The following is a 22,340-nucleotide window of genomic DNA, read 5'->3' as shown; positions in this document are numbered from 1 at the left end:
GTGTTACGATGGCGTTCCCAGAGGCAGTTGACCGCTTACTGAATAAGAAAATTTGCATGCGATGCAGTGCAAGAAATCCTTTAAGAGCTACAAGATGCAGAAAGTGTGGCTACTCAGGATTAAGACCTAAATCAAAGGAAAGGGGTGCGAAACAGTAATAGGTATCAGAAAAATGCATGGTAAAATATGAAATGAGCATCCATCGCACCCGATCTGATGAAGGTAGAGAGAAATGATTAGGGATATTCAGAAGGAGTTCAATCTTCAGGCATTGGAAACAAAGATATTCAAGTACTGGGAGGAACAGAAAGCTTATCAGAAGGTGAAAAAAGCAAGGGAGAAATCCGAAAAGTTTTTCATTCTGGATGGTCCCCCTTTTGCAACAGGAATTGTGCACATGGGGCATGCTAGAAATAAGGTACTGAAGGACGTATTGATCAGATATAATTTGATGAATGGAAAAAACGTGATAGCGATACCTGGCTTTGATATGCATGGCGTTTCAATCGAAATCATGCTCGAGCAGAGCTTGATGCTAAAAGGGAAGAGAGAAATTGAAAGGTATGGACTTGACAAATTCATTGAAAAATGCAGGAGTTTTACATTTGAAAATAAGAACAAAATGATTGAAGAATACAAAATGCTAGGCATCTGGTTTGATTGGGACCGAGCTTACATCACTCTTTCAGATGAGTACATTTCCTCTGTGTGGTGGAGCATTGCGAGGGCTTATGAGCGTGGCTTCCTTGTTGAGCTGGAAAGAGTAGTTCCTGTCTGCCCAAGATGTGAAACCGCGATTTCAGACAATGAGGTTGAATACAAGGAGGCAAAGGTTCATGGAGTTTATGTGATCGTGCCTTTGAAGGGACGCACTGACGAGTTTATACTTGTATGGACACCTTATCCATGGATAGTTACAGGTGCTCTTGCGATTGCAGTAAATCCAGATGAAGAGTATGTAAAGGTGAAGGTGAAAACAGGGGAAGAGGAGCAGATCCTAATCACGTGTAAACAGAATGCAGAAAAAATTCTCGCTCTTAGAAATCATGTGAGTACCGAGATTATAGAAACGATTAAGGGAGAGAGCTTGAAAGGCACTGAGTACATTCCTCCGTTACTGATAGAGGTACCCTACCATCAGGAGGTAAAAGGGGAATGGGTGCACAAGATTGTCACGAGCAAAAGAGTTCAGCCTGTTCATACAGGTGCTTTCTTCATTTCACCGGGTATGGGTACTGTAGAGTTTGAAATAGGACAAGAATACAACCTACCAGTATTCAATCCGTTTGAGATTGATGGTACCTTTACCTCTAAAATAATAAACAAATATGCAAGATTTAAGTATGACGATGCGAACTCTTTGATCATAAGGGACTTGAGAGATGGAGAGGTACTCTACGCAGAAGCGGAGGAAGTGATAAGGGTTGGGCATTGCTGGCGGTGTGGCTCTCAACTTCTACATCTTCCGACTAAGCAATGGTTTATCAGGACAAAAGGAATGCGGGATAGGTTGCTGGAGGCCTCTGAGGGAGTGAAATGGATTCCCCCATGGGTTGGCTCGGGTAGGATGTATGATTTCCTTTCAAACCTTGGAGACTGGTGTGTTTCAAGGCAAAGGTACTGGGGCATTCCTATGCCAATCTGGAAATGCTCTTGCGGTAACACAAAGGTCGTGTCTTCAATTCAAGAGTTGAAAGCTGGAAAAGGGTTTTTGGAAGGCCAGTACCTTCATATTCCTTGGATCAACAATGTTGTGTTTACTTGTGAAAAGTGCGGAAAGGACATGCGTCGCGTGGAGGATACAGTTGATGTGTATATAGATTCAGGTGTAGCTTCATGGGCTTCTATTGGCTATCCATCCAAAAAGGAGGAATTTGCCAGCATTTGGCCTGTCGACATTATTGTTGAAGCACACACACAAACGAAAAATTGGTTCTTCTCACAGATGGTGCTCAGCTATATTGCCTTTGACAAGCTGCCCTACCAAAGTGTTTTTGCTCATGGACATGTAGTGGATGAGAAGCACCAGCTGGTTACCAACGTGTCTCCAAATGTGGACACACCTAGAAATCTTGCTGGGAGATATGGCTATGATGCTTTAAGGGTGTATCTTCTCTCCAAAGAACCATGGCAGGATTTAGTTTACAATGAGGAACGAATAAAGGGAATATATCGTTCTCTTTCTATATTATGGAATGTTGCAGTTTTCGCCAACATATACATGAGAAACGACAAGGTCGAGCTCAGAGACCTCACATACGAAAATGTGCGCGAGCATTTATTACTGGAGGATAAATGGCTTCTCTCACGCCTTGAAAATCTGAAACTTCTAGCAAGCGACGCAATGGATAAAATGGCCTATCACAAAGTATGGAGACATATAGAGAGGTTTATCAAAGAAGAGGTATCTAGAATCTATATTAAGGCCATAAGACAGAGGGTAAGAACAAAAGGGCTATCTCATGAAAAAATGGCTGCCTACTATGCCTTGGTAGAGACATTGAGCAGCATCGCAAAAATGCTGGCACCGCTTGCGCCGCATGTTGCTGAGGAGATTTATCTCACCTACGATGGCAAGCATGAAAGTGTTTTCTTTGAGCACTATCCTACAGCAAATAAACTTATCATAGATGATAAACTCGAGAGAAAGATGAGAATTGCAATGGAAGTTATTAAAGAGATTAACAAGATAAGATCAAAGGTAGGAATTCCTTTACGAGTCCCCCTTAGAAGAGTGATTGTGAAATCCGAGAAGGAAGAGACATTTGAAAGTGTTAAGGACTTCGAAAAAATTATTGCTCAGTTTGTGAATGCAAAAAAAATTGAGATTTTACCTCTTGGTAAGGACTGGGATGAACTCATCCTAGAAGTGGTCCCGAATCCCTCTGCGATAGGTCTTGTTTACAGACAATGGGCAAGCAAAATTGGACATTTGCTGAAACTTCAATCAGCGAAGAAAATTAAGGAAGGAATTGAGCGCGGAGAGTACATGCTGGGTATTGAAGGGCAATTGGTTAGAATTCTTCCCAACATGGTATCCTTCAAATCAAAACTGCCAGATAATGTGCAGTCGGCACCCATCACAAACGGAAATTTGTATATAGACCTGAATCTGACCGAGGAAGACATTCTGGAGTCCAACATAAGAAACTTTATCCGCATAGTCATGGAGATGCGAAAGGAGATGCGCCTGGATATCGACGATATAATTGACCTTTACATTGCTACAGATGAACAATTGCAGAATATTCTTCTTTCCTCTGTAGAAAATATAAAGGCCAATGTTAATGCGAGAAACATAGAATTTGTTTCTGGAGAGATACCTGGAGAGTATGTAGTAGAGTGGAACCTCAGGGAGACATCATTAGTTCTTGGAATCACTCCACTCTACTTCAAGTCAACCCTTGAAAAATTCATGGGAATCCCAGGAATGACTCCAGAACGCGGAAAAGCCCTATTCAATGCTGGCTATGTATCAATAGAAAAACTTAGGACGGCAAATGCTGAAGAGCTTCAGAAGATTCCAGGAATTGGAAAGACATTTGCAAAAAAAATTGTCAGTTATTTTTCCACGCAGAGGCCTGAAGTTGCCGAGGGGAAGGTGGAGGCAGCAGAAGAGCCGAAGGTAGTTCCTGTTAAGAAGGAATTACACAAAGAGGCAGTTGAAACTCCAATCCCAGAAAAACAAGCTCCCTTACAACCAGAAGTACCAGAGCCAAGTGAGAAGGAACGAGAAAATTTTGTGCGGTTGATGATGACAAAGTACACAATTCCAGGGCTTGGCCCCTCAAAAGCAAGAGCCCTTTATGATGCAGGTTATAGAACGGTTGAGATGCTTGCAAGTGCAAGGATTGAAGACCTGGCGAGGATGCCCACCATTGGAGAAAATCTTGCAAAGCGAATTCTAGGATATCTAGCAGAATTCGGGGTCAAGCCAGTCCAGACACAATCTGAGCCACTTGTTAGTGGACCTAGGGTTGAGCAAGCTGTGGCTAACGAAGGTGATAAAACACCAGAGAAAATCGGTGGTGGAGAGATGGAGGAAAAACCGGTGGAGTTCAGACAGGGGTATTCCTACATAATCAAATGTGAGCGGGCGGATAGGGCCTACAAATACCTTAAAGAATACATGGCAAAGGCAAACCCGAAGGTAATCTGTGTCACCAGGGACTATCCTGAGAAGATAAAGCAGAAATACGAACTGGAGGATGTGCCAATAATCTGGCTCTCAAATGTGGGAAAGGAGAATGCAGTGCGACCCAAAGACCTGGAAAAGTTAAGTTTGATACTGGAACAGTTCCTATCAAAGAACAGGGATTCAGTTATCTTCCTGGATGGAATTGAGTATCTGATTACTAACAATAATTTTATCACAGTGCTTCGTCTAATTCAATCACTAAAGGACCAGATTGCAATTAATAATGCAATGCTTCTTATTCCAATAAATCCTGCAACAATGGAGGCATCCCAATTCAATCTGATTGAGCGGGAAGTGGACGATGTAATCTGATGGTGAATAGTTATGGCAGAAGGAAAGAAAAGCACAATAAGAACCGAAGTGGTGCGTGCGATTACTGACCTGGTAAACGATAAGGAGGCAAGAGAGAGAATTGACAAAGGTATATTGTCACACACAAAAGGGAGAGAACACTGGATTTTGCACCTTCTTCTGAAGGCACTGGAAGCTCAGCAGGAATATACGGAAACTGGAATGAACTATTTACTTACAACAACCAATACGGTTTACAAGGACTTGAGTGCTAAAATTGAGGATGTAAATAAGGCAATAGATAATTCCATACCCAAAATTAAGGCAGAAATAAGTGAAGTTGAGGCAAAAACCTACGAGAAACTTGTTGCAATGATTGAGGAGAGTTTCAAGAGGGTGAATGAAGGTCTTGGAAAAACGATCAATGAAAGCATAGGAAGGACTGCGGAAGCAATAAATTCTCAAGCCGTCGAGACGAAAAACTTAACGCAGGCACTTTCAAGAGACGTAGCAGATACATTCAAAGTTGCCACCCAGGTGAGGTTGCTGATAAGCGAGAACATGCGAAAGCTGAACGAAATTTCAGAGGCACTGGAGAGGTCTGGAGCGGGTAGTTCTTCTGTTCCTGCTGGCGAAAGCTCAAATGTTGCGACGGAACTTAAGCCTTTGATCGAAAAACTAGAAGCAGAGATGAAGGAGTTGAAGGGATTTGAGGAAAAGATTGACACAATGCTGAAAAGCGTGAACAAACATATTGATGTAACCTCAATTGAGACCCATAACAGAATTGAAAGCTTAAACAAGAGCCAGATTGAGATTGTGAGGAGGGTAGAGGCGATTGAGAAGAGCGTGGGAGAACTCAAAACAACAATAGAGTCACTGAGAACACTGTTGCTTGAAATAAAAAAGTGAAAGAATGAGTTATGAGGAAATACTCCAGCACCTCTATGCCTTAACCAGATTTGGAACTAAGCTTAACCTTGATAACATCAGAGGATTGCTTGAACATCTAGGCCATCCCGAAACACACTTCAAAGTGGTGCATGTCACAGGCAGTAAAGGAAAGGGGTCTGTGTGTGCCTTCCTTCATTCGATTTTAAAATCTGCAGGGTATAAAACAGGTCTTTATACCTCACCGCATCTAATTGAGTTCAATGAAAGGATAGTGGTGAACGGAGAGAAAATACCGAAGGAGAAAGTGGTGGAGTATTATAATAAAATTAAGGATATTGTTGATGGGATGATAGCAGTAGACAGAACAAAGCAAGTAACATTCTTTGAGTTTACCACAGCAATGGCATTCAAGTATTTTGCAGATGTAGAAGTGGATTATGCAGTTGTAGAGGTTGGTCTCGGAGGACGCCTGGATGCAACAAATGTAGTCTCGCCAGAATGCTGTGTCATCACGAATGTTGAGCATGAGCATACAAACGTACTAGGAAGGAGCATTGAAAAAATCGCAAGAGAGAAAGCAGGGATAATAAAGGAGGGTGTGCCTGTCGTGACAGGCGCTACTGGGAAGGCACTCAAAGTTATTGAGGAGATTGCAAAGCAGAACAAATCTGAGCTTATTGTGCTTACGAACGACATGATTGAAGTAAAGGATAAAAGGAAATTTTCAATAAATTACGGAACATGGTCTCTTGAAGACCTTGAAATTTCATTGCCAGGTAGATTCCAGTTTGAAAATGCTGCTCTTGCTGTGCTCTGTGCAAAAGTGCTTGGATTGGAGGAGAGGTGGATTCGAGAGGGTTTGAGAACTGCTGTCTGGCATGGGAGATTTGAGAAGGTGCATGAGAAACCTGATGTTATTGTGGATTGTGCCCACACGCCCAGAAGTGCAGAGGCACTTGTAGAATCACTGGCAGAGAATTACGATAAGGTTAATTTTGTCTTCGGCGTTTTCAAAGACAAGAAGAAAGGGGAGATTTTGCGTACACTTTCCAGGGTTGGAGATGAGATAATTATTACAGAGCCAGATTCTCCGAGAGCTGAGAATGCGGAGCGAGTGAAAAAAATTGCGGCAAGATATTTCAGGAAGGCGGTTGTGATGAAGCGTGAAGAAGCTTTTTCTGCAGTCCTTTCTCGCCCTGGGATTTGGTGCATTTGCGGTTCCGTCTATCTTGCTGGCGATGCCCTTGCATTCTTTGAAAAACGGAAGTTAGAGAGAGTATCAGAGAACGCTGGCATCGACTGGTATAAGCTTGTTGAGACGCTTGAGAGTATCTACGGGAATGCTGGCCATTATGACGACCCATTCAGAGTGCTGATTGCAACCATTCTTTCACAACGCACGAAAGATGAGGTTACATATCCGAGAGCAGACGCTCTGTTCTCACGGTATCCAGATGTCTCGACACTTGTAAGAGCAAATCCAGAGGAGATTGCAGAAATTATCAAACCAGTCGGGTTTTACAATTTGAAGGCTAAGAAAATTGTAGAGGTGGCAAGAATTATCGAGGAAAAGTATAGCGGAAAGGTGCCCGAGAAAATTGAAGAGTTATTAAAACTTCCAGGTGTAGGAAGGAAGACAGCGAACTGCGTGCTTGTGTTTGGGTTTGGAAAGGATGCCCTGCCAGTAGATACCCATGTCCACAGAATCTCGAATAGAATGGGTGTAGTGAGCACGAAGACGCCAGAGGAGACAGAGAATGCACTGAAGCGGGTGATTCCGAAACCATTGTGGAAAAAGATTAACTACCTGTTTGTAGAGCACGGAAAGAGTGTGTGCAGGCCAGTAAAGCCGAGATGCGAGCATTGTCAGATTGCAGGGTTTTGTGAAAGAAAAGTGTAGAGAAGCGGTTATTTATTGCGAGTTGGCAATCCTTTATATCTCTCTTTCTTTTTCCGAAAGTCAAGGAGGAAAAACCATGATGCATAAAAAGACAATAAGGGACGTTGATGTAAGAGGAAAGCGTGTGCTGGTGCGTGTGGATTTCAATGTACCGATTGATAAGAACACTCTGGCTGTGAAAGATGACACGAGGATAAGGGAAGCATTGCCCACGATAAAGTATTTGGTTGAGCATGGTGCAAAGACAATTTTGGTTTCTCACCTTGGCAGGCCTAAAGGAAAAGACCAAAATCTCAAAATGGACAATGTGGCGAAGAAGCTGGAAGAGTTGCTTGGAAAACCAGTCATGAAACTTGATGACACAGTTGGCGATTCAGTCAAAGAGGCCATTGTCAAAATGAAGGAAGGTGATGTTTGTCTGCTTGAGAATGTGAGATTTTATTCTGAGGAAGAGAAAAATGATCCAGAGTTTTCAAAAAAGTTAGCAGAGCTTGCAGACCTCTATGTGAACGATGCTTTTGGCACTGCCCACAGGGCACATTCATCAACAGCAGGGGTTGCTCAGTTCCTACCTGCAGTTGCTGGTTTCTTGATTGAGAAAGAAGTGGCAGTGATGGGAAAAGCGCTCTCAAATCCTGAGAAGCCGTTTATTGCAGTGCTTGGTGGTGCAAAGGTTTCAGATAAGATTGGTGTTATAGAGAACCTGCTTCCTAAGGTGAATGCAATATTGATTGGTGGTGCGATGGCATTCACATTCCTGAAGGCAAGGGGCTACACAGTTGGCAAGTCCCTAGTTGAAGAGGACAAATTGGGAGTGGCGACAGAAATAATGAAAAAAGCTGAAGAAAAGGGTGTGAAACTCTATCTGCCAGTTGATGTGGTGGTTGCAGATAAGCCAGATGATACAGCAACAGTGGTTAAGACCGTAAAAGTGGGAGAGATGCCTGCGGACCTTATGGGTGTTGACATAGGGCCAGAGACAGCAAAGGTTTTCAGTGGAGTGATTGAGGGTGCAAAAACAGTAATCTGGAATGGCCCAATGGGTGTGTTCGAAGCAAAGAAATTCAGGGAAGGTACGAGAGCGATTGCAGAAGCCCTCTCAAAGGTGAGGGGCACAACCATTGTAGGTGGTGGAGACAGTGCCTCTGCGATTCAAAAACTCGGCTATGCAGACAAAGTGACCCATATCTCCACTGGTGGCGGTGCAAGCCTGGAATTCCTGGAGGGAAAAGAACTTCCTGGAATTGCAGTGCTCCAGAACAAATAAACTCTCTTTTCTCTTTTTTATGCGAATTGCTGTTAAGTTTGGATACGATGGCACTTTGTTTCATGGGTATCAGCGACAGAAAAATGCAGAGACGGTGGAAGGGAGAATTCTGAGCTTTTTGGTGGATAAAAACCTTCTCTCAGCTAATCCCAGATTTGCAAGTGCCTCAAGAACTGATGCTGGTGTTTCTGCCCTCGGAAATGTAGTGGCATTTAACACACCTGAAAATCCAGAGAAAATTCTAGGAATGCTGAATACAATTTCTGATGGAATCTGGTTCTATGGCTATGCTATTGTCTCGGAGAAATTTAATCCAAGACATGCAAAGGAGCGATGGTATCGGTATTTTCTTTCAAAAGAAGAATTTGTGGAAAAGAAAAAGCTGGAACAATTTCTTTCTACTTTTACAGGGGTTCACGATTTTCGGAATTTTGCGAGACCATCTGAGCGGAAAACAGTTCGGAAGATTTTCAAGATAGAGGTTAGAGATGCAGGATATTTCTGGGCGGTGGATATTTACGGCTCTAGTTTTCTCTGGGGGATGGTGAGAAAGATTATTGGGGCAGTGGGAGAAGTGTTCCATGGCAGGGTTAGAACGACCCAGATTGTGGATGCACTGGAAGGGAAAACGACCATTGACTTTCCACTAGCACCTCCAGATTATCTTATTCTCATGGATGTCCGCTATGACTTTGATTTTATTGTAACTGAAAGAGTGAAAAGGACTCTGCGAAAAAAGATTGAAAAAAGGTTCAGAAACATTGCAGTAGAAAATGAAATATATGGGAATTTGAGAAAGATAGGTTCAGTTGAATATTTTAACTTTTAGTAAATTTTTATAGTAAATAAATAACTTTTCTATCTTACATATTTATAATTATATAATTGCCGTAAGCACTATCCAAAATATACTATGTCTCTCTTGTCTGTTTTCAGAGTTTCCCCATCCAGCATTTCGTAATTATTCGAATTCCAGATTCACCAAAGTCATGCGATAAGTATATATATCTTTTTTGGTTAGCAAGATTATGAATTGGGTATTTCAGCTTGTTGTTCAAATGCGATTTTACCCAAGGAAAATGTGAAGTATTATGAGCCAAATTAAAGATGAGAGAATAAATTTGTTACTGTTTTTTGTGATAACCTTTGTGATTTCCTGGTCGCTCTGGGCAGTTGAAATTTTCATGAAAGTGTCGTTATTTCTTGCTCCCTTTGGCCCAACAATCGCTGCATTTGTGCTTACACTGGTGAATGAGGGGAGTGCAGGTGCAAAAAAATTGCTCAAGAGAGGAGTTGACCTCAAATTCAAGAAAATCTGGCTAATCCCAATCTTCTTCCTTATGCCCTGCATTATCGGGCTTTCCCTTGTTCTTGCGGTGTTAGCAGGAGACCAAGTGCCAGAATTCACTGTTTTAGCCCAGCCATGGATAATTCCGATTGCCTTCTTTTACATCTTTTTCCTGGGTGGGCCACTGTGTGAGGAATTTGGTTGGCGAGGTTATGCATTGGACAGATTACAGAGCCGCTTCAATGCTCTTGTTTCCGGTATAATTATTGGACTGATTTGGGGAGTATGGCACCTTCCGTTGTTCTTCATGGAGAATCAGGATATATACAGGAATGTTCCAATATGGGGTTTCATTCTCGGCACTGTGTTTCTCTCAATTCTGTTTACATGGATTTACAACAATACGGGAGGGAGTATTCTTGCGGCACTGTTTTTCCACACGATGGGAAACCTTTCGCATTTTATAATCCCAGCAATGGCAACCACCTGGGGCGGTCTTTTCTCTGTCATCCTGAACATAGTTGTGGTTTCAATTATAATTGTGGTATGGGGATACAGAAAGATGGTGCGTGAGAATGGTGGACTCCAGATTTCGCGGGATCTAAAGGGCGAAACTCAGCACCGCTGATTAGAAACCTATATTAATCCCGAGTGAATTATGCCTTCGGTGGTAGAATTGGCGCTTAAGAAGATACAGATAATAGCTGCCGTGCTTATCGTTGTGGTGCTGATAAGTGCTGTCGCGATTGTTTTGATGATGTCCAAACCAAAACCTGAAGAAAATCGTCCGCCAGTGGCAAATTTTACAATGGACAAAACAAGTGCAAAAATCAATGAGCCAGTAACATTCACTTCTACATCCTATGATCCAGATGGCAACGAAACCATAGTGAAACATCTCTGGGAATTTGGGGATGGTTCCAACAAGACAGGAAATTTACGGAATACAGTGCATGCCTATTCTCAGCCAGGTGTTTACACAGTAACACTTACGGTAGAAGACGAGAAGGGTGCACAGAACAGCGTTAGCAAGACATTGAGTGTCACACAGGAGGTCTTTGATGAATATCAGAATGTGACTGTAAACGAACTTCTTACCAACAGCCAGAATTACCTTGAGAAGAAAGTGCGTTTGAATGGTTGTATTGTTGCGGATAAGGGCTACTATTCCTCAAATCTTACAAACAGTACAACATTTTATGTGGTAGATGATGGTGGCACAAGAGGGTTAAACATTTACACAGAAGCAAATGCTACAAGGCCTGTCTCAATAAGTTACAATGAAAAGCTGGTTATCAAAGGCACATTCACCACATACAAGGAGGCATTCGAACTCAAGGTGAGTGCTGGCACACCAGACGCCGTAGAGACAACTGGAACTTTTGGAAACAATGCTTATTCGACCTATACTGTGGCTTCGCTGCTTGCAAATGCACCCGCTGCAAACTACTCATTTGTAAAAATAGAAAATGCAATTGTGGACTGGGTCAATAAATCCTACAAGTACACAATTCGAGATGAAGGCACCAGTGAAAACATTACTGTTTACTGCGAATTTGGTTCCAATAATCCAAGTGTTTCTGCAGGTGCAAATGTTTCTGTGCAGGGCTGGTTTAAGTACTATTCTAAGGAAGGGGTCTGGGAAATCACAATAAGAAACGGAACAGATGATAAGGTTGAACTTCAGGGAGTTACATACATTTCAGTTACCGTGAATGAGTTACTCGCAAACCCTGCCAGTTACCTGAACAAGAGTGTGGAATTGAGCAATGTGGTCTATGCCTACAAGGTGCACTGGAATGCCAGCAATGTCAGTGATTATGTGAGTTTCTATGTTGTTGACAATACTGGAATAAGGGGCGTGAATGTTTTCGGCACCTACAATGCGACAAGACCTTCCGTTGTGCATTATGGTGATTTGCTGCACATCAAGGGCAAATTTGAGCTTTACAACAATGCGTATGAAATTTATGTTAGCAAGTCCACAACACCTGACTTGATTGACAAGACAGGCACAGGTGGAAACAACAATTACCAGAGTTACTCGGACATCAATACTCTGCTTGGTTCTACAACAACAGCCAACAATTCGTTTGTGCGGCTTGAGAACATGGTTGTAGATTATGTGTATGCATCATACAGATTCACAATAAGGGATACAAGCACAAGCACGAACATAACGGTGTATGGCGAATACGGAGCTAACATTCCATCGGTAAGTGCGGGAATGACTGTTAATGTCTCTGGCTGGTTTACCTGGTATTCCACCGGTGCTTACTGGGAGATTGTAATCAGAAATGCAACCACTGATAGTGTAGAAGTTTACGGCCAGTCCCAGAACTACACAGCGGTCACAGTGAATGAATTGCTTGCAAATCCAAACAATTACCTGAATAAGAATGTGGAGTTAAACAATGTGGTCTATGCTTATAAGGTCCATTGGAATGCCAGTAATATCAGCGATTATGTCAGTTTCTATGCTATTGACAATTCTGGAATAAGAGGGGTAAATGTGTACGCTACATACGATGCGACAAGACCTTCCGTTGTGTATTATGGTGATTTGCTGCACATCAAGGGCAAATTTGAGCTTTACAACAATGCGTATGAAATTTATGTTGGCAAGTCCACAACACCTGACTTGATTGACAAGACAGGCACAGGTGGAAGCAACAATTACCAGAGTTACTCGGACATCAATACACTGCTTGGTTCTACAACAACAGCCAACAATTCGTTTGTGCGGCTTGAGAACATGGTTGTAGATTATGTGTATGCATCATACAGATTCACAATAAGGGATACAAGCACAAGCACGAACATAACGGTGTATGGCGAATACGGAGCTAACATTCCCTCGGTAAGTGCGGGAATGAGCGTAAATGTCTCTGGCTGGTTTACCTGGTATTCCACCGGTGCTTACTGGGAGATTGTAATCAGAAATGCAACCACTGATAGTGTAGAAGTTTACGGCCAGTCCCAGAACTACACAGCGGTCACAGTGAATGAATTGCTTGCAAATCCAAACAATTACCTGAATAAGAATGTGGAGTTAAACAATGTGGTCTATGCTTATAAGGTCCATTGGAATGCCAGTAATATCAGCGATTATGTCAGTTTCTATGCTATTGACAATTCTGGAATAAGAGGGGTAAATGTGTACGCTACATATGATGCGACAAGACCTTCCGTTGTGTATTATGGTGATTTGCTGCACATCAAGGGCAAATTTGAGCTTTACAACAATGCGTATGAAATTTATGTTGGCAAGTCCACAACACCTGACTTGATTGACAAAACAGGCACAGGTGGAAACAACAATTACCAGAGCTATTCAGATATCAATACTCTGCTTGGTTCTACAACAACAGCCAACAATTCGTTTGTGCGGCTTGAGAACATGGTTGTAGATTATGTGTATGCATCATACAGATTCACAATAAGGGATACAAGCACAAGCACGAACATAACGGTGTATGGCGAATACGGTGCAAACATTCCCTCGGTAAGTGCGGGAATGAGCGTAAATGTCTCTGGCTGGTTTACATGGTATTCCACCGGTGCTTACTGGGAGATTGTAATCAGAAATGCAACCACTGATAGTGTAGAAGTTTACGGCCAGTCCCAGAACTACACAACGGTTACAGTGAATGAATTGCTTGCAAATCCAAACAATTACCTGAATAAGAATGTGGAGTTAAACAATGTGGTCTATGCTTATAAGGTCCATTGGAATGCCAGTAATATCAGCGATTATGTCAGTTTCTATGCTATTGACAATTCTGGAATAAGAGGGGTAAATGTGTACGCTACATATGATGCGACAAGACCTTCCGTTGTGTATTATGGTGATTTGCTGCACATCAAGGGCAAATTTGAGCTTTACAACAATGCGTATGAAATTTATGTTGGCAAGTCCACAACACCTGACTTGATTGACAAAACAGGCACAGGTGGAAACAACAATTACCAGAGCTATTCAGATATCAATACTCTGCTTGGTTCTACAACAACAGCCAACAATTCGTTTGTGCGGCTTGAGAACATGGTTGTAGATTATGTGTATGCATCATACAGGTTCACAATAAGGGATACAAGCACAAGCACGAACATAACGGTGTATGGCGAATACGGTGCAAACATTCCCTCGGTAAGTGCGGGAATGAGCGTAAATGTCTCTGGCTGGTTTACATGGTATTCCACCGGTGCTTACTGGGAGATTGTAATCAGAAATGCAACCACTGATAGTGTGGAAGTGGGCAGCCAATCTCCCTACACCCAGGTGTCAGTTGCCACTCTGCTTGCAAATCCAAACCAGTACAACAATACTGAGGTGTGTATAAAGAATGCCTATGTTGACTGGGCAAAAACCACATACAACTTCAATATAAGGGACTCTCCTAGCGACCTTACTAATCTGACTATCTATGTTTCAAAAAATGCTAAAGCTCAATCAATCTACACTGGCTATTATGTTGATGTTTATGGTGTGTTCGAGTGGTATGCAACTGGCGGTTACTGGGAAATCTACATACGAAACTACACAGATGATATGGTAATTGCGGTTTTTGCATATCAGGCAGTAACAATTTCCGCGCTTCTTTCAAATCCATCAATCTATCTCTCCCAGAATGTGACGCTAGATTATGCAGTAATTACAGAGATTACAGCGAACTACTATCTCTTTAATGTAACTGACAATTCTACGAGTCAGAAACTCACAATTTATGTGCAGAAGAATGCCACTTCTCCAGCAACGCTCTCAGTCGGGCAGGCTGTGAAAATAAAAGGAGTTTTCAAACTCTATAATTCCACATATGAAATTCAGGTGAGAAATTATTCTACAGATGCAGTTATTTTGATAACGCTAAACGAAATTGAATGTTCTGGAGGTATAACATGGAAGGAAGTAAAGACGGAATTGACTTCACTCATTGTCCGAAGTGCAAGAGATTTGTAGGTCCACTTGAAGAATGTCCATTCTGCGGTGCCGATGTTCCCAAAAAGAAGAGTACAATTTATCTCAAATATTCTGCCCTTGCAATTGCTGTAGTCGGCACACTTCTTCTCATACCCTGGGCAGCATCGCTTGAAACACCGCTAATAAAGGTAAAGGATATCTATCCCGGCTATAACAACGCTGTGATAAAGGTGAAGGGTATTGTTCCAGATACCCCTTCTTTCTATGATAACCCCACAGGCAAAGCATTTTATTTCTCAGTTGATGACGGCACTGGAATTATGCCGATAAAGGTCTATGACGATGTAGTGCGAGACATGCTTGCGCTCAACTCTAGAGGAAAACCCCTGATCCCAGCATTTGGTGACCGTGTGGAGATTTCAGGCAGTTTGCAGTATCGCAGCAACGATTTTTATTTGATTGTGAATCATGTGAACCAGATAAAGATAACCCGCGGAGAACCTGCGGAAGTTACTATAAAAGAAATTCTTTCTTACACACAGGAAAATGAGGGTACAAGGGTGATGGTAAGAGGCAATGTAACAAGTATCAGAGAGTATTCCTTTGCCTATGATTATGTTATCCAGGATTTTCAGGGCTACAAAATAGATGTGTTTGTACCAAAATCCCTTGGCAATCTCACGGGGGCATTGCCGGAAATAAAGGAAAAGAATGAGATTCGGGTGGCAGGTGCACTTAAATACTATAAATCGGGAAATACATGGAAATGGGAAATAATTCCATCTGCATCATGGGAAATAGAGGTGCTGGCATGAACGGGAATTTACCAAGAGCGTCTGAAACTCATATTCTGATTGTTTGTGCTGTGCTTTTGCTCATCGGCGGCATTTTCATTGGGCTGGCCTACTCCTCGGAAACACCAGTAACAAAAGTCGGAGAGATTACAGAGGACATGAGCTTTTCTCACATCAAAATAGTTGGAAAAGTGAGCGATTTCCCTTCTTACACCACAGACAAGTATGAACTACGCTCCACAATAAGATTTCCACTGAATGATGGTACTGGCACAATTTCTGTGAAACTTGCTGATACTGTTACTGATGTGCTACTTAAAACTGGGAATGTGCCTGGTTATGGACAGACGGTAGAGGTGGAAGGCAAGCTTAGTGTATCTGAGTATTCCAAATCGCTGACAGTAATAAACCCTCAGTTTCTGAAAATCTTGACAAAGGAGGAGGATTACGAAGAACTTACGGACCTCTCATTACTCAATAGCGTGGCTTCTGAAGGCAAGTTAGTGAAGGTGACTGGAAAAGTAAAATCCTTTTCCAATCTTGGTTTCGCCTACAGTTTCAATGTAACAGATGGCAATGGAGAGGTAAATGTGTTCTTCCAGAAGACCTTTGCAATGGTGTTTCCCCAGAATTTTTACGAACTGAAGGGTGCAAATCTTACGGTAAAAGGGGCATTGAAATGGTATGCACAGAGGAATTACTGGGAGTTGCTGCCAACAACCTGGCTCGACATAAAGATTTTAAATACTGCAGTGGAGAAATATAATTCCACGGCAATCTCCGACCTTCTCTCCAATCCCACAAGTAACCTCAACAAACTTTTCCGCCTTGAGAATGTGACAGTGGTTTCTGTTGGCCAGTACAATCTTACTGTGAGCGATGGAAATTATTCTTTGATGGTATATTCCACAACCTCAATTAGTTACTGGGGAGATATCAAAGAGGGTGCGATTGTTGTGGTGCAGGGTAAGTTCGTCCAGTATGGGAGCATTTATGAACTTAAGGTGGGCGACAATTTCAGTGATTACATAATGGAGGTGATTGCTTGATTGACATTGGCATTGCACTGTTTTACATTGGATTTGCACTTCTGGGTGTTTTGGTCTCCGCAGTTCTCTGCCTTGTCCCAGGTCTTCATGTTTACAATGTGATGGGTTTTGCCTTCCTGATTTACTTTGCATTTCTCAACGACATTCATGACCACATGTATTTTATCATGTTTCTTGTGGGTCTGGTTGTTGGCTATTCAATCCTATTCACGATTCCCACAATCTATCTTAGTGCTCCAGATGACTCTACTGTATGGATAATGTATCCAAGCCAGAAATACCTGATGCAGGGCAGAGGGCACGAGGCCGTGCTTCTTACTACATTGGGTGCAATTGTGGGCGTCCTCATAATGTTGATTGCAATCCCTCTGTTCATGCAGCAACTCAAACTTTTGCGGGAAATAGTTAAACCCCACATGTTCTGGATTGTAGGTGCGGTTGTGATGTTCATCTTGCTTTCGGAATTTCCAAAGGATTTTGACAGAGGCACATCAAGGCTCAAAAAACTCTGGGTTGGTTGGAGCACAATTCTTGCTGGCTATCTTACCTTCTTGCTTTCTAGCATTCTCGGCATCATTATTTTTAACAAAACAATTGTGCCAGTAGACAGAGCATTTCAGACACTTGGTGCTGTCTTCATTGGGATGTTTGCTGCCTCCAGCCTCCTGGTAGCAATTTTCGCAGATAAGGAGATTCCAAAGCAAACAGTTTCAAAAAGTGTTGAGGTAAAGAAAGAGGAAATATTCAGAGGCGGTGTTGGTGGAACACTTGGTGGACTCTTTGCTGCCTTCATCCCAGCAGTCACTGCAGGTGTCGGTGCGCTGCTTGCAGGTCATGCTACAGCAGCCAAAGGAGAGCGAACCTTCATCATTTCTCAGGGCTCAAACAGAGTGCTTTATTTTGTAGGTGCCATCGTGCTCTTCTTCACTGCCATAGGAATGCGTAAAGGTGCCCTCACAATTGGAATGAATCTTTTCTACACACCAGAAACACAAGCAGAGCTTTTCCTCGTGCTTGGAGGAATTGCATTCTGTGCTGCGTTTGCTCTCGTGCTTATCCTTTTGATGTCCAGAGGCGTTTTGAAACTCATTCAGAAAGTACGGTATCAAACCCTCTCCCTCATTGCCCTGATTTGTGTGACCCTCATTGTGTTCTTCATGTTAAGCTGGCAGGGACTTATAATCTATCTGGTTTCAACAGGGATTGGCTTAATTCCAGTGCTTTTCCATTCCAGAAGGATGAGTTGCCTTGCCGTGATTCTTGTTCCTATCTGGCTTAACATGTCTGGCATAGGCGGAGATGTTGCGGCTGGGTTGGGGCTGTTTTGAGAAGGCAAAGAATAACAGAATGGCAACGAGAGCCGTAAGCATCGGGATAGCAGAAATTTCGTCAGCTGGGGAGCTATAGTGTATCACCGCAGTTATTGGCCCAGTTACCACCCAGGAGTGTGTGTCTGTTGTGTAGTTTTGTTGGGGTGAAGTGACATCATGGAAGTAAAGTAAGGTGTTCTCATCGCACCAGCCTGCCCAGTTTCCAGTAAGGCCTGCAATGTTACGAAGCGTGCCATTTTCCACATAGGAGCCATTCACAGTGTGCTGAGCATCTGTGCCCGTGAAGGTTATCTGGCAATAATACTGGTTTCTCCAGGTAAAGGTAATGCTTGAGGGTTTGTAAATTGTAAAGCTTGTGAAGTTAGTTGCACCGCTGGAAGGTGCGGAGCCTGTACCTGTGAAGCCAGTACACACATGTCTTGCAGTAGCAGAATCATAAACTATTCCCTGGACAGAAGCAGATGCAGTACTTCCTGCATTGTACCATCCGATGCCAGAAGGTGTTCCATACTGGGAGTTCACACTTAGATAGACGCGGTTGGTACCATTGGCAAAGTAAATGTCATAGTCCCCACTTCTCTTGTCAGCCCAGGCAACACAAAGTTCTTTTCTGGCGTTTGGTGCGTTTACGAAGAGAATTGTTGCACATGCCTGGCTCTGGGTTGTTGCGTCTTTGTTCACCTTTATGTGGTTGTTGTATGGCAAAAAGGTTTGGCCGTTGTTGCTTGAATTTGTGTACCAAATGTCATAGTTTCCACTCCTGTTATCCTGCCAGACAATATGGGGATTGTTCAAATCGTCCAATGCAATTCGTGGCTGGTACTCATCGTAAGGACTGTAGCCCACTAAATTTGTTATCGTGAAAGAGTTTCCTCCATCTGTACTTCTCGCGTAGTAAACATCGTAGTTATAATATGTGTAGTTGTAGGTATAGACAAGATGGATGTTTGCTGTGGAATCAACCATAATTGAATTTGGGAGCGAGTATTCCGAGTAGTTTGCTACACCTCCCACAGTAACTGCATTTCCAACAGATGGAGAAATCCCGGCATTTGTTACTTTTTTATAAATCACATCTAAATCATATCTCTGGTTTCCATTTTCATTGTAATGCTCATAGGTGTATTCCACATGAAGAATTGAGGATGCACCAGAACCCTGAACTGCTACAGCAGGCAAGTATTCGTTATAGCCCGTACTTGCTATAGACACAGCACTTCCAAATGACTGCCCCATGTTTGTTGAAACCCTTAGCTTGACATCTGCATCAAATCCAAGGAACCAATTGGTGTAAACAATGTACACATACCCTTCTGAGTCAACGCAAATGTCTGGTTTTTCAGAGTAATAACTATCATCCAGCACCATGGTGGTGAAGGTTTCTCCACCATCTGTACTTCTTGCATAATATAGGTCTGGATAGGAGCCACCGCCACCCAGGGCACTACCGACAAACGCCACATGTATTATTGCACTCCCACCGCTGCCGTGCACAGCAATTGCTGGGTCTGAGCCGTTATCTGAGTAAGGAATTTTTACGGCGTTTGTCCAGGTAAGCCCCCCATCGTAGGACTTTGAGAGATAGATTGCATAATATCCAGTTTCGTTGCTCTGCCAGATGGCATAGATTGTCCCATCGTTGCTGTATGCCATGTCTGGCCAAATTTGCCAGCCATTTGTGTTTGTATTCACACGAGTGTTAGCATCGAACACCCTTTCTTTCACATCTTCACCCGCTCTCATCCAGGTTCTCAATTCTGTAGCGTCAGTTTCCCCGAGCCAGTCTGTAGAAATTATGTAATACCTTGCGATGCCAGGATTTGGTAGTTTCACTCCGCCAAATTCAATCTGTTTTCCGAATTGTTCTGCCGCAAAATTCCCTGTTTTATCCCATTTCCCATGCCATTCATAAAAACTTGCATCAGTGATCTTTCCCTCTCTCCCACTGATTTCCAGCAGCATTTCTGCTCCAGTTCCTACACTAACACCAAAACCAGTACTGGAATTACCATCTGCATCTACATAAACCCTCAAATAGTCCAGGCCAGCAAGCATTTCACCGGTCTGGCTTATGGGCCCTATATACACCGATATAAATTTTCCCCTGAATTCTGATGGAAATCTTGGTTCGTCTGGGATTGTGGTGTTCAAATAATAATCGTTTCCATAGGGATAATCTCTGATACCATCGCCATCTACATCATTGTTTGTATTTGCATCTGGGTTACCATCGTTGTTGAAATCAAATGGCAGAGGGTCCATGGAGTCTGGAATTGTATCTCTGTCAGAGTCGGTTTCCATCGCAATACTTGAATAATCAGGTGTTTGCTCGGGTACAGCTCTACCAGCAAATGCGGTTCCTGCCATCTGGATATAGAAAAATAGCTCATTTCCACTGACATTTTTTCCAATCTGCCTCAAATCGATGCTCGGGTTTTTAGTGTCATCATAGTCATAAGTGAAGGTTGCTGGCATCCATTCTCCAAATGCCCCATCAATTTGAACGCTTGAAGGCGGACTCTGAACATAGCTCTTGTTGTTAGTCCCTGTGCTTTTTTTCCAGAAATAGCCATTGTTAACTTCAATGGAATGAAGTGTTAATCCAAAGACATCTCCAGTTTTGAGAGAAGTTGTTGCGTAAATTGAAAAACGGTCCCCATCTGCAAATGTGGTGCCAATAGTTGCATGAAGCAGATTGTTCTCAGCCCTAAGCATGATGTGTCTATTCCCATTGTATTCTATACTGGCTGTTATGAGAGAAGACGAGGCGTTTACGAAGATGCTTCCGACCTCAGGTTTTCCAATCACCTTCAGAAATGCTGTCTCCACCTTTACCTCGCTTTGAGAAATTACTGCAGGGAGTTCATAGACCTCAGTCACAAGTACTGCATTTCCAGAAACAAGGGGATATGGAATTTCGTCAGTGTCACCAGTAAAACTGTTTGCAACAATCTGCACAGGAGCATTTGCATAGCCAATCTTGGCCTTGCTCACACCCACCTCAATTTCAGAGCCGTGAACTGCGGCAACACAACTCCCAACACACTGCCAGGCGTTCCAGTTGTGCTGTAGTCCAAATGTTGATCCATTGTAAGAATAGAGTCCTGTTGAAAGCACTTTATTGGAGATACCAGTGACCCTAATCATAAAATCTGCACCGATGCCATTTACTAAATAGCCAGTGGTTGTAGTTCTGTCAGTATCAAAGAACAGGAAGAATTCGTCGGTACGGTTAATGTTGTTGCCATATAGAGCGTTACCTTCCACCTTTATGTAAACAAATACTGTGTTTTTATCCTCGCAAATTGCTGCAGAAGTAATGTTGATGTTTGGATTCACAGTGCCTGCTTGCTCATAGAAGCTGAATTTACCAATGCTATCCCAGTCATCAAAGTCCCCATCCACGAGCATTCTCACCTTTTTTTCAGTAAGAATGTTATAGAGAAAGAAAATTGTTGAAAGAATGAGAATGGCAGAAAAGAGAATTGGAACAAAAAACAGCTTTTTCTGGAGTTTCTTGACAATCTGACGCCGCTTTTTTCCATCGTAACTTCTGGTTGTGAGCCCATTCGTTTTCATTTTTTCTCTCATCATTGGACGAGGTGCTTGGTGTCTCTCTTGTCGTTCAGGAATTTTTTGATGCTCTGGTGGTGCTTTTTTAATTTCCTTTTCCAGTGTTTCCCATCTTCTTGGTTGTGCCGGTTGTTCAGTAACAACTGGTTTCTGGCTTTCCGATTTTGCAGCTTTCTCAAGTGCTTTCTGCCTTGCAATTTCCTCCAGAGCTTCCCATGCCTTTTTTGTTTCCGGGTCAATCTTCTTTTCTTTTTTCCCATACTTTTTATAAAGTTCCTCCACTTCCTTCCACGGGTCTCTAATTTCCTTTTTTTCCTCCTCTCTTTTTTCCTCTTTTTTCTCCACAACACTTAGAGTATATCCACAACTGGGACATTTTGCGATGCCTGGTTCAACCTGAAGGTTACAGTATGGGCACCTCACTTTTTCAACCATGGGAAACTGATTGCAACCCTTCTTAATTAATTTTTCTTCTTTTTCAGTATCTCCGAAGAAGTTGGAAAAGCTAGATACTCACTACTACCCAAAAAACCATTAGAAAGGGAATTGATGTGGACATACTACCGGGAAACCTACTGATTTTTTCCCGGCCTACACCCCTATGGCTCCTGTGCCATAGAAGTGGCCATCAACCCTTTCCTAGTGTATTTTCATTTCACTCTCTTACTTCATAGAGAGCGAGAAGAAATTCCTTGAATCTCACCTCCTTCTCTATATAGATCTGCCCACTTGGCGCTGGTGCCGAAAGGCGTCACCTTACGAATATAGAATCCCCGTATGTTCCTGATAGTCAGTTCAGTTGCGGGTGTTATAGGTATTCGTTTCATGAGATAT

At 42.6% G+C, this 22,340-nt stretch carries 12 protein-coding genes; 11 read left to right on the top strand and 1 reads right to left on the bottom strand.

Annotation, left to right across the window (positions count from 1 at the left end; all coding sequences use genetic code 11):
• Positions 1-8 precede the first annotated feature (8 nt).
• From QXD64_05030 to QXD64_04980, 11 genes are all read left to right on the top strand, one after another.
• Positions 9-158, top strand: coding sequence for a 50S ribosomal protein L40e (locus QXD64_05030; GenBank protein MEM3396676.1), 150 nt, complete (start codon positions 9-11; stop codon positions 156-158).
• Between the two features lie 74 nt (positions 159-232).
• Positions 233-4,510: an isoleucine--tRNA ligase gene (gene ileS, locus QXD64_05025; GenBank protein ID MEM3396675.1), complete on the top strand. Its 4,278-nt coding sequence runs from the start codon at positions 233-235 to the stop codon at positions 4,508-4,510.
• 12 nt (positions 4,511-4,522) lie between these two features.
• Positions 4,523-5,401, top strand: a complete 879-nt coding sequence (locus QXD64_05020; protein MEM3396674.1) for a hypothetical protein — start codon at positions 4,523-4,525, stop codon at positions 5,399-5,401.
• A 4-nt stretch (positions 5,402-5,405) separates the two neighbouring features.
• Complete coding sequence (locus QXD64_05015; protein MEM3396673.1) at positions 5,406-7,283, top strand: Mur ligase family protein; 1,878 nt, start codon at positions 5,406-5,408, stop codon at positions 7,281-7,283.
• Positions 7,284-7,362: 79 nt separating this feature from the next.
• Positions 7,363-8,550, top strand: a complete 1,188-nt coding sequence (locus tag QXD64_05010; GenBank protein ID MEM3396672.1) for a phosphoglycerate kinase — start codon at positions 7,363-7,365, stop codon at positions 8,548-8,550.
• Positions 8,551-8,569: 19 nt separating this feature from the next.
• Positions 8,570-9,379, top strand: a complete 810-nt coding sequence (gene truA / locus QXD64_05005; GenBank protein MEM3396671.1) for a tRNA pseudouridine(38-40) synthase TruA — start codon at positions 8,570-8,572, stop codon at positions 9,377-9,379.
• A 262-nt stretch (positions 9,380-9,641) separates the two neighbouring features.
• The gene (locus QXD64_05000; GenBank protein ID MEM3396670.1) at positions 9,642-10,466 is read left to right on the top strand and encodes a type II CAAX endopeptidase family protein; all 825 of its coding nucleotides are present in this window, start codon (positions 9,642-9,644) and stop codon (positions 10,464-10,466) included.
• A gap of 39 nt (positions 10,467-10,505) precedes the next feature.
• Positions 10,506-14,798, top strand: a complete 4,293-nt coding sequence (locus tag QXD64_04995; GenBank protein ID MEM3396669.1) for a PKD domain-containing protein — start codon at positions 10,506-10,508, stop codon at positions 14,796-14,798.
• Positions 14,738-15,574 (top strand): OB-fold nucleic acid binding domain-containing protein, encoded by an 837-nt coding sequence (locus tag QXD64_04990; protein MEM3396668.1) that lies wholly within the window; start codon positions 14,738-14,740, stop codon positions 15,572-15,574. Before QXD64_04995 ends, QXD64_04990 begins: the two co-directional genes overlap by 61 nt.
• Positions 15,571-16,602 (top strand): hypothetical protein, encoded by a 1,032-nt coding sequence (locus tag QXD64_04985; protein ID MEM3396667.1) that lies wholly within the window; start codon positions 15,571-15,573, stop codon positions 16,600-16,602. The genes QXD64_04990 and QXD64_04985 overlap by 4 nt, the downstream gene beginning before the upstream one ends.
• Entirely contained in the window at positions 16,599-17,930 is a 1,332-nt protein-coding gene (locus QXD64_04980) for a tripartite tricarboxylate transporter permease (GenBank protein MEM3396666.1), read from the top strand. The genes QXD64_04985 and QXD64_04980 overlap by 4 nt, the downstream gene beginning before the upstream one ends.
• Here the strand turns inward: QXD64_04980 and QXD64_04975 are convergent.
• Positions 17,811-21,941 carry a sialidase family protein gene (locus QXD64_04975; GenBank protein MEM3396665.1) on the bottom strand — a complete coding sequence of 1,377 codons (4,131 nt, stop codon included), beginning with the start codon at positions 21,939-21,941 and terminating at the stop codon, positions 17,811-17,813. The genes QXD64_04980 and QXD64_04975 overlap by 120 nt on opposite strands.
• Between the last annotated feature and the right edge of the window lie 399 nt (positions 21,942-22,340).

It is taken from the genome of Thermoplasmata archaeon (assembly GCA_038874435.1).
Lineage (GTDB): Archaea > Thermoplasmatota > Thermoplasmata > Lutacidiplasmatales > SKW197 > SKW197.
The sequence above is the reverse complement of the archived record's forward strand: the minus strand, read 5'-3'. Positions and strand labels throughout refer to the sequence as shown.